The organism is Ruegeria sp. AN6, from assembly GCF_056540425.1.
On sequence record NZ_JBQFWR010000032.1, the window covers coordinates 1 to 14,129 of the forward strand.

16 protein-coding genes are annotated in these 14,129 nt (G+C 53.2%); 7 read left to right on the top strand and 9 right to left on the bottom strand.

Translation table 11 applies throughout. From position 1 onward, the window contains the following. Positions 1 to 103 precede the first annotated feature (103 nt). Together ACR0MQ_RS22650 and ACR0MQ_RS22655 are read left to right on the top strand one after the other, a co-directional pair. Positions 104 to 943 carry an SDR family oxidoreductase gene (locus ACR0MQ_RS22650; protein ID WP_170473773.1) on the top strand — a complete coding sequence of 280 codons (840 nt, stop codon included), beginning with the start codon at positions 104 to 106 and terminating at the stop codon, positions 941 to 943. A 224-nt stretch (positions 944 to 1,167) separates the two neighbouring features. Continuing rightward, positions 1,168 to 2,871: an alkaline phosphatase family protein gene (locus ACR0MQ_RS22655; protein WP_170772236.1), complete on the top strand. Its 1,704-nt coding sequence runs from the start codon at positions 1,168 to 1,170 to the stop codon at positions 2,869 to 2,871. 154 nt (positions 2,872 to 3,025) lie between these two features. On the opposite strand, the gene ACR0MQ_RS22660 is transcribed toward ACR0MQ_RS22655, so the two are convergent. Continuing rightward, on the bottom strand, positions 3,026 to 3,442 hold the full coding sequence (locus tag ACR0MQ_RS22660) for a c-type cytochrome (RefSeq protein ID WP_170772238.1): 417 nt from the start codon (positions 3,440 to 3,442) through the stop codon (positions 3,026 to 3,028). Positions 3,443 to 3,861: 419 nt separating this feature from the next. Then, positions 3,862 to 4,290 carry a c-type cytochrome gene (locus ACR0MQ_RS22665; RefSeq protein WP_480611197.1) on the bottom strand — a complete coding sequence of 143 codons (429 nt, stop codon included), beginning with the start codon at positions 4,288 to 4,290 and terminating at the stop codon, positions 3,862 to 3,864. Positions 4,291 to 4,519: 229 nt separating this feature from the next. Here ACR0MQ_RS22665 and ACR0MQ_RS22670 point away from each other — a divergent pair, with 229 nt between their 5' ends. From ACR0MQ_RS22670 to ACR0MQ_RS22680, 3 genes are all read left to right on the top strand, one after another. Next, positions 4,520 to 5,068, top strand: coding sequence for a DUF6512 family protein (locus ACR0MQ_RS22670; protein ID WP_170473763.1), 549 nt, complete (start codon positions 4,520 to 4,522; stop codon positions 5,066 to 5,068). A 104-nt stretch (positions 5,069 to 5,172) separates the two neighbouring features. Continuing rightward, entirely contained in the window at positions 5,173 to 6,213 is a 1,041-nt protein-coding gene (locus ACR0MQ_RS22675; RefSeq protein WP_170473759.1) for a PLP-dependent cysteine synthase family protein, read from the top strand. 20 nt (positions 6,214 to 6,233) lie between these two features. Further along, a complete protein-coding gene (locus ACR0MQ_RS22680; RefSeq protein ID WP_170473756.1) occupies positions 6,234 to 6,713 on the top strand; it encodes a hypothetical protein in 480 nt (159 codons plus the stop codon). 36 nt (positions 6,714 to 6,749) lie between these two features. On the opposite strand, the gene ACR0MQ_RS22685 is transcribed toward ACR0MQ_RS22680, so the two are convergent. From ACR0MQ_RS22685 to ACR0MQ_RS22695, 3 genes are read right to left on the bottom strand one after another with little or no spacing between them, the layout of a single operon-like run. After that, positions 6,750 to 7,184, bottom strand: coding sequence for a PhzF family phenazine biosynthesis protein (locus tag ACR0MQ_RS22685; protein ID WP_480611201.1), 435 nt, complete (start codon positions 7,182 to 7,184; stop codon positions 6,750 to 6,752). Between the two features lie 54 nt (positions 7,185 to 7,238). Next, positions 7,239 to 8,219, bottom strand: a complete 981-nt coding sequence (locus ACR0MQ_RS22690) for an alpha/beta hydrolase (protein ID WP_170473752.1) — start codon at positions 8,217 to 8,219, stop codon at positions 7,239 to 7,241. Between the two features lie 60 nt (positions 8,220 to 8,279). Beyond that, on the bottom strand, positions 8,280 to 8,906 hold the full coding sequence (locus tag ACR0MQ_RS22695; RefSeq protein WP_058273058.1) for a pyridoxamine 5'-phosphate oxidase family protein: 627 nt from the start codon (positions 8,904 to 8,906) through the stop codon (positions 8,280 to 8,282). A gap of 118 nt (positions 8,907 to 9,024) precedes the next feature. Between ACR0MQ_RS22695 and ACR0MQ_RS22700 the strand changes: the two genes are divergently transcribed. Then, positions 9,025 to 9,942 (top strand): LysR substrate-binding domain-containing protein, encoded by a 918-nt coding sequence (locus tag ACR0MQ_RS22700; RefSeq protein ID WP_480611204.1) that lies wholly within the window; start codon positions 9,025 to 9,027, stop codon positions 9,940 to 9,942. A 30-nt stretch (positions 9,943 to 9,972) separates the two neighbouring features. Here the strand turns inward: ACR0MQ_RS22700 and ACR0MQ_RS22705 are convergent, their stop codons facing one another. From ACR0MQ_RS22705 to ACR0MQ_RS22720, 4 genes are all read right to left on the bottom strand, one after another. Beyond that, complete coding sequence (locus ACR0MQ_RS22705) at positions 9,973 to 10,542, bottom strand: carboxymuconolactone decarboxylase family protein (protein WP_170473744.1); 570 nt, start codon at positions 10,540 to 10,542, stop codon at positions 9,973 to 9,975. Between the two features lie 137 nt (positions 10,543 to 10,679). Continuing rightward, the gene (locus ACR0MQ_RS22710) at positions 10,680 to 11,165 is read right to left on the bottom strand and encodes a YHS domain-containing (seleno)protein (protein WP_170473741.1); all 486 of its coding nucleotides are present in this window, start codon (positions 11,163 to 11,165) and stop codon (positions 10,680 to 10,682) included. 48 nt (positions 11,166 to 11,213) lie between these two features. Beyond that, a complete protein-coding gene (locus ACR0MQ_RS22715) occupies positions 11,214 to 12,080 on the bottom strand; it encodes a cysteine hydrolase family protein (RefSeq protein WP_058282012.1) in 867 nt (288 codons plus the stop codon). A 161-nt stretch (positions 12,081 to 12,241) separates the two neighbouring features. Continuing rightward, on the bottom strand, positions 12,242 to 13,252 hold the full coding sequence (locus ACR0MQ_RS22720; protein WP_170473738.1) for an AraC family transcriptional regulator: 1,011 nt from the start codon (positions 13,250 to 13,252) through the stop codon (positions 12,242 to 12,244). Between the two features lie 194 nt (positions 13,253 to 13,446). On the opposite strand from ACR0MQ_RS22720, the gene ACR0MQ_RS22725 reads away from it, so the two are divergent. Continuing rightward, positions 13,447 to 14,058, top strand: coding sequence for a bile acid:sodium symporter family protein (locus ACR0MQ_RS22725; RefSeq protein ID WP_480611207.1), 612 nt, complete (start codon positions 13,447 to 13,449; stop codon positions 14,056 to 14,058). The last annotated feature ends 71 nt before the right edge of the window (positions 14,059 to 14,129 follow it).

Consider the following 14,129-nt stretch of genomic DNA (forward strand, 5'->3'; position numbering starts at 1 on the left):
ATGACAGATGCCCAAAGGTATTCCTCTCGGCTATCGCTCTAGCAGCTACCGTGCTGTTCTGGCTGTAAATCAATGAGTCTGGAGCCTAGGAGGAGCTTAGCCGATGACACACCCCGCATTCACCTCGGACTCTGTGGCCGTGATTACCGGGGGTGCTTCCGGCATTGGCCTCGCCGCAGCAGTGAAGTTCGCTCAGATGGGCATGCGCATTGTTATTGTTGATCGAGACACTGAGAAACTGGCTACCGCGGCAAACTTGGTGTTAGCCGCTGGCGCGGCCGATATGATGACTTCTGAGACAGATGTCAGTGATCGCGCGCAGTTAGAGACGTTGGAACGGATGGTAGCAGACCGCCACGGCGGGGCAGACATCTTAATGAACAACGCTGGTGTCGGCGGCAAATCATCGACCATTGGGGACGCCACGGCTTGGGATAAGATGCTGGGCGTGAACCTTTGGGGTCCGATCCATGGCACCCAGGTCTTCGCGCCAAACATGATCGCCCGAGGCAGACCAGGCGCAATTATCAATACAGGGTCCAAACAAGGCATAACTACCCCGCCAGGTAACCCGGCTTACAATGTCTCAAAGGCGGCTCTCAAAGCCTTTACCGAGGCACTGTCCCACGAGCTCAGAACGGGTCCAGGTCATCAGATTACCGCGCATCTTCTGGTCCCTGGATTCGTCTATACCGGCATGATCTCCGCGCCCGAGAAGCCTGCCTCTGCCTGGACCGCTGAGCAGACTGTCGACTTCTTTGTTGAAAGCGTGAACCGCGGGGATTTCTACATCCTCTGCCCCGACAATGACGTTTCACGCGATACTGATGAGAAACGCATTGCTTGGAGCTTGGGAGACATCATTGAAAATCGCCCACCTCTCAGCCGATGGCATCCAGACTATAAGGAAGCGTTCGCGGATTTCATGGCGAAGTCTGGCTGATCATCGCCATAGCCAAAAAATCGTGAAAAGTTGACGATTGAAGACTAACGGCAGCTTTACTGGTTGCCGGAACACCGGTTTGGGTGTTGCAGGCTATTTCGCGATAGGTCGGAAGAAGTAGACGTGAAGCGTTTTTGCTATCAGTTTGGTATTGAAGAGGGTTGTTCTAGCACGCAATTGCGGTCGCGACAGACCTGCTGCGCAATACAGCGAAAGGAAGCATTATGACCAAATCACTGAGAGCTTGTTTTTCTTTGTGGTTGGTTGCAATCGCTCCTGCGTATGCGCAAGAACCTCCTCGTCTTGTTTTGCAGCTGACCATTGACGCGTTGCGGGGCGATCTGCCGACACGTTACTTTGAGAATCTTGGGGAGGGTGGCCTTAAGAATTTACTTGAAAACGGTGTACACTATGTGGACGCCCATCATTGCCATGCCAATACAGAAACTGTTGTCGGGCACGCCACATTGGCGACCGGGGCAACACCGGCAGTGCACGGGATGATCGGAAACATATGGTTCGACAGAACCTTGGACCGCGTTGTTTACAACGTTGAAGACAGCACCGCTCCGCTTCTTGGAGATGGCGCTGGCGTCAATGACGATATTGAAATTGACCCAACACAGGCGGCAGCTGGCACAGATGGGCGGTCACCACGCGCTATGCTTGTTACGACGCTTTCGGACGAATTAAACGCTTCCACTGCTGGAGCGGCCAAGGTCTTTGGAGTTTCAATCAAAGACCGTGGGGCTATTACAATGGCGGGACAAAGCGGCAAAGCCTTCTGGTTCTCGAAAGCCGCAAATCGTTTCGTCACAAGCTCGTATTATTACGACAAATACCCTGATTGGGTTTCTGTCTGGAATGACGCATCGCCGAGCGCCTCCTTTGAAGGAACCTCTTGGGAATTGATGCACCCAAAGGAAGCCTATCTCTTTGGCGACCGTGACAACCAGCCATGGGAGACGGATGTCGCCGGGTTCGGCATAACCTTTCCTCATCGCTATTCTTCGATGCAAAATGGGTTTGACCCGCTAGAAAATCCCTACTTTACGACCTTTTTAACGCTTAGTCCCGCTGGCGACGATCTGACGGCGCAATTTGCCAAACGATTGATTGATGCCGAGGATATCGGGCAAGACGCGGTAACGGATTATCTGGCGATTAGCTTCTCGTCCGTGGATTACGTCAACCATGTGTTTGGCCCCTCCAGTCTTGAAGCCGAGGACACGATATACCGCCTCGATCAGACTCTCATGAATCTCTTCGCGTTTATCGACGAACGGATTGGGCTGGAAAACGTTTTGATCGTTCTATCGGCGGACCACGGCACCACCGATGCGCCGGGCTATTTGGAGAGTGTTGGCATCCAAACTGGCCTTGTTGCTCCGGACACATGGGACCCGACGGAACAGATAGCCAGCCTTAGGGAGCGGTTTGGGATCACCGGGAAATTGCTTGAGGGTTATAATCATCCCTATCTCAATATCGCCCCCGAAGTATTGGCTCGCCGTGATATTGATTTGCCCACGCTGGAGTCAGCTATTGCAGAAGAGCTTCTATCCTTTCCCAATGTGGCATTCGCCGTCCCCAGTACGGCTATCGAAGCAAACCTCCTGCCCGATACCGACATCATGCGCTTGATCCGCAACAACTATCATCCGACCCGATCCGGGAACATATACGTAGTCTTCAAACCCGGCTGGTTCATCGCAGACTTCGATGGTCTGTCCGTCACATCCACCCACGGGTCACCGTGGCGCGGTGACACACATGTGCCGATTATCTTTGCTGGACCGAACTTAAAACCGCAACGGGTCGCACGCCGTGTTTGCACGACTGCACTCGCATCCACACTGTCTGCATTATTGAGCACGGCGCGTCCCAATGGTGCGAGCGGTGAAGTGTTACAAGAAGTCTTGGATTAGACCGCTGTGAAGCGCGAGTCCTGATATTGAAGCAAGCTAGGCCAGACCGCGACGGCATCGTCCACAACGCGATCCTCATATTCGTTGCTTCTTGGCGACTACGGAAACCGCCCAACGCAGCACTCTTTAGCGTACACAAATGCGGAGCAGAACTTCACGGAACATATCGTTCCGGCTTCGGAGACTGAATACTCTCCAAATACTCAGCAATTTCGATAAGTCTGGAAGGAATTTGCGTAACCAAACCGTTGCCCGTATCGAATTCGACAGCAGGGCCGTCATTCAATTCGGTGATTATCGGCATGTCATCGCGAGGTTCTTGTACTTTCAAGTAACCGTCTAAGATCGACATGACCTCCAACATGGGCCACACACCCCCTCTGCGTTCGGAAATCCTTGTTAAATCAGCAGGCACTGTTTTCAAGTCAGCTGCGTCAGGTCCTTTCCCGGTTGCATCGTTTCCGTGACATCTGGCGCAATGCTCAACAAAGAGGTCTTTACCAAGGTCCAAAAACTCATCTGCCGCAGATATCGTTGCAACCGAAGAAATGCCCATGCTTGCAACGATCATGAAGTACCTCATAAGCCGGAGGTCCTTTGCTAAACGAGAGTTCACTACAACAAAAATGGACCGACATCTTCCCCCCGGTCAACGTCGGTCCTTTACCATATAACATTTGCTATCCTGTGGCCCAAAACCGATTGATGGGGACAGGCAGCAACGAGCTCAGAACAGCTTTACCATTTAACATTCGAAATTTAGCATGTGAAAGCGCTCAGCTCTTTGACATAAATCATATGTCGCGTCGCAGTCTGCCAGTGTTGGGTTCGACACCCCAATTCGGTCAAAGGAATTTGAGTGACTGCTTACGCGCTGCAGAAAACTGCGCTTCACAGTGTTAGGTCTGCAATAGTCACCGGGTCAAAAAAGGTGTAAGTCCAGAAAACCGGCAAACGATCAATTACTGACCTAACGCCAAGAACACTAATCTACTGTTGGATGCCTTCTAAGAAAAACATTAACCCTGCTAACTCGCGCGGGGTGGGCGTCAAGACACCCTCGATTTCGACCGGAACCAGGTCTTCGGCCATTTCCCCGCCAAATTCCGGCATAACCCGAGCAAGATGGCTGTTTCCCGGGTCGCCATAGATGTAGCTTAGGGCCCGTGCTTGAGGGAAAGTGCCTGCGTTCTTCGCGCTCAATGTTGTCAAATCTGTTGGCTCAACGGAAAGACCGCTGCTTGCCGGGCCACCGCCTCTACCACCCACACCATGACAAGAAGTACAGTTTTCTGAGAAAAAGGCTGCCCCATCAGCGCGAGTGGGCATGACATCGGCGTCAGGATACAAATCTGTACACGACGCTGTGGCTAGAGCGATAGATCCAGCCGATAAAATTACCCACCTTGTAGCGTGCATGCTCTACCCCGTTTTTTATTCAGCCTACGGTCCAATTTAGAACATGGCAATGACAGCAACTGGGGTTAAAAATCAGGAAGGGTCAATTTTACAGACTCTTACAAGAACTTGGACATTGCCGCTCACCAATGGGGGGTGAAAGTTATTTCTAGACCTTCGATGTCTGCGGGCATTTCACTTTTGAGAATCTAAGCAGAGTATTCAACAATCAGGATTGGGAGATCCAAACATGCTGGAAGCTTCGTCCCGAATAGTTTGGCTCGAAGCGATAGGGGCGATCCTAATGATCCTACTTGGGTCCGGGCTGCACTTTGCATTTGTTTTGCTTGGAAGTTGGAAGCCAATGGCGCTTGTGGCAGCTGTCAACGAGTCAATTTGGGAACACTTAAAGCTGGCTTTTTGGCCAGGATTGTTTTGGGCCTGCCTAATGCCGCTTCCACCCCGACTTACAAGAAGGGACGTATTTAGTGCTAAAGGAGTTAGCCTCGCAATTACTGCTATTTTGATTGTAATAGTATTCACAGCGTACACAGCGATATTTGAGCGCAACTTTTTGTTGATTGATATTGGAATATTTGTTGCAGCAATTTGCATCGGCCAGATCGTGTCAATTCTGCTGCTTGCTTACGAAGATCAAATACCTGCACTCATTCATGTATTCGGCCTGGTTCTCCTTGGGGTTCAAGTCGTCGCCTATAGTACCCTAACATTTTTCCCTCTTAATCACTGGCTGTTCATTGAAGCACAATCTGGCACGATAGGTATTCCTGCCCGTTAGATGGACAGTCGGTCCTATTGGTGACGCATGCTTGCATCCCCATAAATCCTCAAGACGGTTTTCCCAAGCTTGACGGGCGCTAAGCGGGGAGATTGAGTAGAGGCATGGATCATTGGATTTCGGAGTCGATAGCTAAGATCAATGCGGATGCACATCGCTCTGCCGATACGCACCTTTTCAAGCTACCCGTTCGGGGACTGAAGGGCGTAGACCTCTACCTCAAGGATGAAAGTACCCATCCGACCGGCAGTCTCAAGCACAGGTTGGCGCGCTCGCTTTTCCTTTATGCACTTGTAAACGGGAAAATAAAGGAAGGGACACGTGTAATCGAAGCCTCGTCTGGCAGCACTGCCGTTTCAGAAGCTTACTTCGCCCGTATGATCGGAGTGCCTTTTACCGCGGTTCTCCCAAAATCTACCGCCAAGAGCAAAATCGACCTAATCCGGTTCCAAGGTGGGGAAATCCACTTCGTCGATGCGGCGCCGGACATGCACCAGGCCTCGGTTGAACTGGCAGCTGAAGTCGGTGGCTACTTCATGGATCAGTTTACGTACGCCGAGCGGGCGACGGATTGGAGAGGAAACAACAACATTGCAGAAAGCCTTTTTCGCCAGATGGAACGAGAGCCACATCCAATTCCATCGGTAATTGTGATGAGCGCGGGAACTGGCGGAACTTCAGCAACGCTGGGGCGGTACATTCGCTACAAAGGCTTTAATAGTGAATTGGTTGTTGTGGACCCCGAAAACTCAGTGTTTTTTGATAGCTTTCGAACTGGAGACAGGACCCTGACCCGCCCCTGTTCAAGTCGCATTGAAGGTATCGGACGTCCCAAGGTAGAAAAGTCATTTTTGGCAGATGTAATCGACCGTATGATCCAAGTGCCCGATGCGGCAAGCATTGCGACAATGCTCTGGCTTGAAGATCGGATCAGGCGGCGGGCAGGCCCATCAACAGGCACAAACCTTTGGGGCGCTTTGCAAGTTGCGCAAGAGATGGAGGCTGCCGGACGATCTGGCTCCATTGTCACTATTCTGTGTGACGACGGAAACCGTTATCTCGACACCTACTACGATCCGGAATGGGTGATGGAAAACTTCGGCGAAACCGCCTCTTACGAAGCTACTTTGGCAGGATATCACTGAATTCAAACGATGAGGAAAGCATGAAAAGAGTGAAATCTTTGTTTGCAGCGCTTCTGGCATCGATGGTCGCCGCAATGTTTTGCGCCACAACAGTTTTCGCCGCCTCCCAGGAAGCACAACAGATCATCGAAAGAGCAGCCGCTGATTGCAAAGACTTCGAGAATGGAGAGTTCGATCAGGGTGACGCCGTGACCGAGATCGAGCTGCGCTCCCAGTTTGGCACGGCTAAGGCTGAACTCGTAGATGAAAGTCAGTATTCCTGCTCTTCTGCTGCTTCTATGTACTGCGGAACAGGTGGTTGCATGCTCAATCTTATCGTCGACGGTGAAACCATGTCGTGGCAGGCAACGGGTTGGCGTCTTATTGACTGGGGGCCTGATCGTATACTGCTTATTGGACGAGACGGTGGTTGGTGCGGAAGCGCAGGAGCCGAAGTTTGTTATGAGGCGCTAGTTTGGAGTAATGGGAAGATTTTGACCGTAGGATCGTCGCAAGAGTAAGCCCGCGCGGCGCTAGCGGTTGTTTACGCGCCTGGCCTAGGGTGCAACGCCCTGTTCAGTTAGGCTGCGGCTGCGCGCTCTGATCTCATCTGCGCTGATCGGATCAGACAGCGGTGCTCGGCCGGCAAAATACTCGGCCTTTGGCCCATCAACTGTTTCCTTCGAGGTGTTGGGATTGGGAATCCGGCCCAGCGCGTCAAGGTGAGAGAAGGCGGCAATTGTTGCATGACCGCAATGAGCGATGAGCCTGTTCGGTGTGAAGAAATCCAGTTTGAAGCCCTCTGTCTTGGACTCCGACACAAAGGCCGTTTCGGACATTCCAACCCTTGCCGCGACGGTTTGCATATCCTGTTCGCCCAATTCATCAGCATCCAGGACGACGCCTGCGGGATTTCCACCGGCGCCACCGTCGACAACGCCGTGTACGATTTCAACCGTTACCTGTCTGACAGTTTTTGCTTGCGTATTCATTGGTTTTCTCCATGCGTCGGCCGCACCTTTGGGCATGGTGCGGCCAGTTTTACGTCAGTTGCTGGCGGCGGTGATGCGGTTCAGAAAGGCGGTCATTTGCGCCGCAATCTCGGGCCCATATTCTTCCAGCGCGAAGTGACCCGTATCGAGCAGATGAAATTCGAGATCATTCAGATCGCGTTGATAGGGATAGGCGCCTTCGACCGGAAAAATGTGATCATTCTTACCCCACATCAGCAGTGCCGGGGGTCGATGCTCGCGAAACAGCGCTTGCCATTTTGGGTACTCGGCAACGTTGGTGCCGTAATCCAGGAAGAGTTCGAGTTGCACCTCCTGATTGCCTTCGCGGTCGAGTAGGTATTGGACGTGCCAATAGTTATCCGGGCTGATCGACTCGGGTTTCTGAACACCGTGAGTGAACTGCCATTTGGTGGCATCCAGAGTGAGGAAACCACGAAGCTGGTCGCCATTCTCTTGCGATGGGTCGGCCCAATAAGCTTTGATTGGATCCCAGAATTCACGCAGCCCTTCCTCGTAAGCATTCCCGTTTTGAATGATGAAGCCGGTTACCCGCTCGGGCTGTTCCGCAAACATACGGAAACCAACCGGGGCACCGTAATCCATCAGATAGACCGCATATTGATCGACACCCTTCCGGTCGAGCAGCGCCGTCATCATTCCAGAGATATTTGCGAAAGAATACTCGAAGTTTTCGGCCATCGGCATGTCCGACGCGCCAAATCCGGGGAAATCGGGCGCGATCACGTGGTAGTTCTTGGCCAGTTCCGGGATAAGGTTACGGAACATATGCGAGGAAGTCGGAAAGCCATGAAGCAGCAGGACGGTGGGCCTGCTCGGATCTCCGGCCTCACGATAAGCGATACTGACTTCGTCGATTTGTTCGGTGCGGAAATAGACGGCCCGCGTGGCCTCAATTTCGGTCCCTGCTGCGATTGCAGGAGCTGGTGCAATTGGTGCAGCGATTGAAAGCGCGAGAATGCTGGCGCTCAGGATGGATTTCAAATTGCGCGACATGGGTATTTCCTTTCATTGGGTTACGGGGGGCGCGTCTGAACACGCCAGGATTGACACTGGTCAGTTTTGCTGTCCGAGCGACGCTTCGAGCCTTGCGTTTCGTGCTTTCAGCGCTGCCAGCTCAGTGCGAAACGGGGCCAGATAATCTTCAAACTCTTCAAAGGTCAGGCGTTGGGGGATGTGCTGTGGGCAGTTCCAGTCCATCGCTTCAAGCTTGATCACAACCGCCCGCTCCGGGTGAGCGCGATAGTCCGGCGCTCTCAGGCGCTGCATCAGGGCCGGATCGTCCTCGGCACCAATGATCATCGCCTGACCCCAGATCTTGAGACGCTTCTGATTGGGGTAGTCCATCAGGATCAGCGAGATGCGGTCATTGCCCAGCAGATTCCCAGTGCTGAGGTACTGCCGGTTGCCGCGGAAATCGGCGTAGGCAAGTGTCCGTTCATCCAACACTTTCAGAAAACCCGTTGGACCGCCGCGGAATTGCACATAAGGCCAGCCGGTTTCTGAGACCGTGGCCTGATAGAAGCCGTCCCTTTGCGCGATGAAGCTGGCCTCAATCGGGCTGATCAGGTCCTCGTGACGGGTGCCTTCCAGAAACTTCGCGTAACCGTTCGCTGAACCATTTTTGGCCTGCGTTTCGCGCACGGAAGGCGTGAAGCTGATCTCTGCAAAGGGTCGTGCCATTGAATTCTCCATCTCGGTCTGGGCGATGCCCTGGGACTGAGGTGAAGTTAATCAGAGCTTCTATGTTGCGGAATTCAGATACTTGGCAATATATTATTCCAAAAAGTGGAATAATGATGTGGACAGATTTCACGCGCTAAACGTCTTTGTGAAGGTGGCCGAGTTGAAAGGTTTTGCCGCGGCGGCCCGCCACCTCAACATGTCACCGCCAACAGTGACCCGAATGGTTTCCATGCTTGAGGACAGCCTGGGGATCCGTCTTTTTGTGCGCACCACGCGCTCGGTGATGCTGACTGATAGTGGACAAAGGTTTTTTGAGGATGCCAGACGTATTTTGGCTGATCTTGAAGAGGCCGAGCGCGCCGCTTTCGGTTCCTATGCCGAACCAACCGGGGAACTAAGTGTCACCGCATCGGTCTTGTTTGGTCGTATGTTCATCACTCCGCTTCTGGGCGAATTTCTGGATCTTTATCCGAAGCTATCGGCACGCACTCTTTATGTGGACCGCGTAGTAAATCTGATTGATGAGGGTCTCGACGTTGGTATCAGAATTGGCAACCTCGCTGATTCCAGTTTGATGGCCGTTAGGTGCGGTGCGGTAAATCAGATACTATTTGCGTCGCCAACTTACCTTGAATCGCATGGCAAACCTGAAACTCCGGATGATTTGTCCTGCCACGCGATCATTAATTCTACTGCCCTGAATACATCCGCCCAATGGCATTTTCAAAGCGGTAGAAAGAGCATAACCAAACGAGTGAACCCACGCATCAGCATGAATACTAATGACGCCGTGATTGAGTTGGCGTTGCAAGGTCATGGGATCGGACGGCTTTTGTCGTATCAGGTGGCACCCTACATTGCAGATGGGCGGCTCAAGACTGTCATGAAGTCATATGAGCCACCCGAGGTTCCCATCCATCTTGTGCATCAAGAGGGTCGAACCGTGTCTGCGAAGGTACGCGCTTTTGTTGATTTTGCGGTCGAACGTCTCAAATCGGATTCCCTTATTGGCCAGAACCAAACTCAGGCCTAAGCGCAAGACCAACAATTAGGCAAAATCGCGCTATTCAGCCGCCGCCGCGGATGAGGCGGTCCATGCATTTGGGACAAACGCATCATCCAAAGCCGTTTCCGCCACATGGTTCGTATAGTTCGACAGGATTTTCAACGCTGTGCCAAGGATGACTTCCAGCATGGTCTGGCGGGTATAGCCAGCCGTCAGAAACGCCTCGACCTGTGCGTCGCTGGGCCAGCCTCGGCTTTCGTTGATCACGATGACGAATTTGCGCAGTGCTTCCAATTTGGGGTCGGCGATAGGGCTGCCATCGCGTAACGCTGCGATCACGTCTTCGGGGACACCGGCCATCTGTGAAAGAGTGGTATGGGCGGCCATGCAGTACTTGCACCCGTTCAACCGGTTGTTAGTCATAAGGATGATCTGGCGCTCAGTCTCTGACAGGCTGGTCTTTCCAAAGATGTTGGAAAGTGTCGTATAGCCTTCCAAAATTGCGGGCGCTTCAGCCATGGCCGCATAAAGGTTGGGCACAAAACCATATCCTTTCAGCGATGCTTCCAGAATTGGTTTCGCGGCATCAGGGGCTGAGGCGATTGTATAGGTCTCAAAATCAGTCATGTCTGGTTTCCTTTGGGAAGAGTTTTCGACGCTCGCGAATTGTCATTGCGGACAGGGCGTCTTGGAGAAATGCCGGCCTTTTGGGGAGGGGAGAGGCAGCGGTGGCTCCGACCGGCAAAAGCCACCAAATTCCTCGATCAAAGGCTGCTGACAGGCGTGTGGTGGATGTCTGCCCACTTGGCATGGGCGCCTTGGATCACGGTCTCTTTGTCCTCAAGGTATTTCTTGAAGATGTCCTCATTCACAAAGAGATAGAGCTTGTTGTCCACGATATCGGCATACCGAACATCGCCATCAAGCTTCTTGCCTACATAGACGCCAAAGGCGCAGAACCCGCCGAATTGAGGCAGATGTGCCGTCGGATCCGCCTCGAATGTGGCTTGCGCTGCCTGCGACACAAAATAGTAGTCCACTCCATCATGGGCCGATGTAAAAGTGGCGTTGCCCATTTCGGGTTTTTCGGCTTCAAACATCGATACAGGATCGACGCCATGCATGCCGAGGGGCTGCCCGGTCAAGGTAAGACTGTTCGAAACGTTGTATTCATCGTCAGCCAATGCCGCCGCCGCCAGGGCGAGGGTCAACGCTGTTGTAAGTGCGGGAAATGTAAAGATGCGTGTCATGATATGTCCTTTCAGGATGTCAGGATCAAATTTGAAGATCGATTTGGGTCAGGCCGATTGGCCAATGCGCTCAACCGCGTCGTCAGTCCACCAGACGCCGTTGGCGACCATTCGGAAGTTGATTATGGCGGCGAGATACCCGTCACCTTCAGGCACCTTGGCCCCGGCTGTGGCATCGCGAACGACAGCGACTTCGTAGCCCAGCTCCAGCAGCTCGTAGAGATGCGCCTGCGTACACAGGTTCGCCGACATCCCCGCGAGGATCACCTTGTCGATCTTGCGTTTACGCAATTGCAGGTTCAGGTCATTCTGAGCAGGGCTGTAAACCTTGTGTGGCGAGCAAATGATGGTTTCGCCATCCTCGATGTACTTCTTGTATTGCGGCATCCAGTCGGCACCTGAGCCCTCGAAGTTGTCCAAATTGAGCGGTCCCAGGCGGTCAAACATGCCGATGCTGTGCATCGTGGCTTCCAGAGTGCCCTCGAACTCCCACTTGTGGTCATGCGGGTAGTAATAGTGGGGCGAGATGAAGACCGGCATCCCCGCAGCCTTGGCGGCAATGAAAAGCCGTTCGATATTATCGACCGTGCCCTGTTCGGTCACGCTTTCGCCAACGACACCCCACGTCACACCGTCCTCTGACAAAAAATCAATCTGGGGGTCGGTCACCACAAGCGCAGTACGCCCCGGCTCGATGGTCATGTCGATTTGGGGAAGGCCTGGATTTTCCGGGTCAGCATAGTAGGCGCGTGCTTCGTCGGTCGCGGCAAGGGCCTGCCCGCCAGCCACTATTGTTGTACCTGCCGCGGCCGCACCGGCGGCTTGTTGCAAGAGTCGCCGGCGCGCCATATCAACGCGTTCGGGCGTGACGTCGCAAGCGCAGCTTGCTCCATGTTTGTGGTCATGATTGCTCATTGCAAATTTCCTTTGTCTGAGAGGGGCAAATGGGTTTGCTTTACTCGGGAGCGCCCCAGGTGGATCTGACAAAGAAGAAGTTAGGCGCCACATCGATTGAGGTATCGGCCCGCCCTGCCAAGGTTTTGGCCGAACCTGCCATGTGGTCTTGAGGTGTGTGCCTAGTCGGAGGTCGCCTGCTGCCTGAATCGTGCCGGAGCCTGGCCAACCCAGCGCTTGAAGGCGCGGCTGAACGTGCTCTGTTCCGAAAACCCGGTCATAAATGCGATCTCGGCTATGGAAGCCTTACCGTCACGGAGCAGGTCACGAGCGAGTGCAACTTGTGCCTGACCAAGAACGTCGCGATAGGTCAGCCCTTCTTCGGCCAACCTGCGGTAAAGAGTGCGCTCGCTCATTCCCATCTCTTGGGCGACATGCGCTGCCTGCGGTGCGCCGTTACTAAGGGCTGGCGTAAGCCGGTGGACAATTGCTTGGCTCAGTGAGGTGTCGTCATCGCGAGAGTTGAACTCCTCATCCAGGTGCTTCGTCATGAAATCTGACAAGCCCGGATCGCCAAGACGATTTTCGCTTTCCAGCATAGCAGGGCGCATAGCAATGGCGTTGTGGGCGCTCCCAAATCGAACCGGGCACCCGAAATATTCGGCGTAATGTTCTGGCTCTTGTCTGCATGCATGCTGAAACGTGACATATGCGAGCGACAACCCATCACCCACAAACCGATGCATGTTCCTCGCAAAGGCCGCAAGCGCGCATTCGTTGCGCAGCTCCAAGGCGGCGCGATGTGGTGTTTGTCCTTCAAAAATCCAAAGAACCGGGTCGCCGGTTTCATCAAGTCTGTAAACTGCAGTGTCCGTGACGAGACGAAAATAGCGCTCGATCCGTTGCAATGATTGCCGCAAGGTCGGAGCTGTCTTAACGGCCAGGCCAAGTACGCCGAGATCATCGGTCGCAATCGCGTTTGCATAGGCCTCAACCAACGCGGCCTCGTCCGCTTGTTGCGCACGAATCCAATCTATCAAATCGAAATACGCATCATCCGCCAATTGGCCGTCTTGAGCTTCTGGTAAACGCAGCACGACAGCGCCATTCGAAATCAGGGCGCCATCGTCGTTCAGCGTCATCCCGGCGGCGTTGGCCATCGCGCGGGCGAATGCGTAAGTTACACTTGCCATACAGTGAGATTAGCACTGGAAAGATCTTTCACACCAGATCGTCCAACCCTGTGATAGGTATAATAAATAAAGACAGCCTCGATCTTCGGGCGCTTTAGGATAAATGCGCCAAACTGATAAAACTCGTCATCAGGTTTTCTGAACGGTATCGTCCGAAAGCGTGCGGAAGCATGCAGTCATAGAGGTCATGGTAGATGGGCGAAATTTTTATATCTGTGCTGTTGCCGCTCGCAGTTGTTGTCATCATGTTCTGCCTTGGCCTCGGACTCACCGCGGCTGACTTTCAACGCATCGGACGTCGTCCACGTGCCTTTTGCGTCGGGGCTCTCAACCAGATCATTTTGCTGCCTTGCATCGCTTTGATGGTGATCTTTATCTTTGGGATTTCCGCCGAGACAGCCGTTGGCATTATGATTTTAGCGGCCTGTCCGGGCGGGGCGATCAGTAACATCGTAACCAAGCTTTCGAATTGGGATGTTGCTTTGTCCGTTACTCTTACAGCAGTCTTCAGTCTGACTTGTGTCGTTACCGTACCGCTTATCCTGGGGTTTTCGATGCAGATGTTCATGGGGGCAACTGCGCCCGCTATCGACATCTCTTCGACGGCTTTAGCAATGTTTTTTTTAACAGCTTCTCCAATCCTAGTCGGGGTGACCGCGCGGTCATTGGCGCCGCGGATTGTAGCCGCTGTCGAACCAGTCTTTAGCAAGGTCTCTATGCTACTTTTTGCGCTGGTCATCGGAGGCGCGATCATTTCAAACTGGGTGGTGGTCGCGGATAACTTCCTTAGGTTCTGGACCCATTAATTTGGTTGCCGTCATCTCGGCTGCATGATTCAAGCCCCTGAGTTTCAGGGGTATAACATGAGTAATCTATT

What these genes read in the sequence shown, in the direction of transcription:
- ACR0MQ_RS22650 (WP_170473773.1), top strand. Translation starts at nt 104, where the DNA reads ATGACACACCCCGCATTCACCTCGGACTCTGTGGCCGTGATTACCGGG.
- ACR0MQ_RS22655 (WP_170772236.1), top strand. Translation starts at nt 1,168, where the DNA reads ATGACCAAATCACTGAGAGCTTGTTTTTCTTTGTGGTTGGTTGCAATC.
- ACR0MQ_RS22660 (WP_170772238.1), bottom strand. Translation starts at nt 3,442, where the DNA reads ATGATCGTTGCAAGCATGGGCATTTCTTCGGTTGCAACGATATCTGCG.
- ACR0MQ_RS22665 (WP_480611197.1), bottom strand. Translation starts at nt 4,290, where the DNA reads ATGCACGCTACAAGGTGGGTAATTTTATCGGCTGGATCTATCGCTCTA.
- ACR0MQ_RS22670 (WP_170473763.1), top strand. Translation starts at nt 4,520, where the DNA reads ATGCTGGAAGCTTCGTCCCGAATAGTTTGGCTCGAAGCGATAGGGGCG.
- ACR0MQ_RS22675 (WP_170473759.1), top strand. Translation starts at nt 5,173, where the DNA reads ATGGATCATTGGATTTCGGAGTCGATAGCTAAGATCAATGCGGATGCA.
- ACR0MQ_RS22680 (WP_170473756.1), top strand. Translation starts at nt 6,234, where the DNA reads ATGAAAAGAGTGAAATCTTTGTTTGCAGCGCTTCTGGCATCGATGGTC.
- ACR0MQ_RS22685 (WP_480611201.1), bottom strand. Translation starts at nt 7,184, where the DNA reads ATGAATACGCAAGCAAAAACTGTCAGACAGGTAACGGTTGAAATCGTA.
- ACR0MQ_RS22690 (WP_170473752.1), bottom strand. Translation starts at nt 8,219, where the DNA reads ATGTCGCGCAATTTGAAATCCATCCTGAGCGCCAGCATTCTCGCGCTT.
- ACR0MQ_RS22695 (WP_058273058.1), bottom strand. Translation starts at nt 8,906, where the DNA reads ATGGCACGACCCTTTGCAGAGATCAGCTTCACGCCTTCCGTGCGCGAA.
- ACR0MQ_RS22705 (WP_170473744.1), bottom strand. Translation starts at nt 10,542, where the DNA reads ATGACTGATTTTGAGACCTATACAATCGCCTCAGCCCCTGATGCCGCG.
- ACR0MQ_RS22710 (WP_170473741.1), bottom strand. Translation starts at nt 11,165, where the DNA reads ATGACACGCATCTTTACATTTCCCGCACTTACAACAGCGTTGACCCTC.
- ACR0MQ_RS22715 (WP_058282012.1), bottom strand. Translation starts at nt 12,080, where the DNA reads ATGAGCAATCATGACCACAAACATGGAGCAAGCTGCGCTTGCGACGTC.
- ACR0MQ_RS22720 (WP_170473738.1), bottom strand. Translation starts at nt 13,252, where the DNA reads ATGGCAAGTGTAACTTACGCATTCGCCCGCGCGATGGCCAACGCCGCC.
- ACR0MQ_RS22725 (WP_480611207.1), top strand. Translation starts at nt 13,447, where the DNA reads ATGGGCGAAATTTTTATATCTGTGCTGTTGCCGCTCGCAGTTGTTGTC.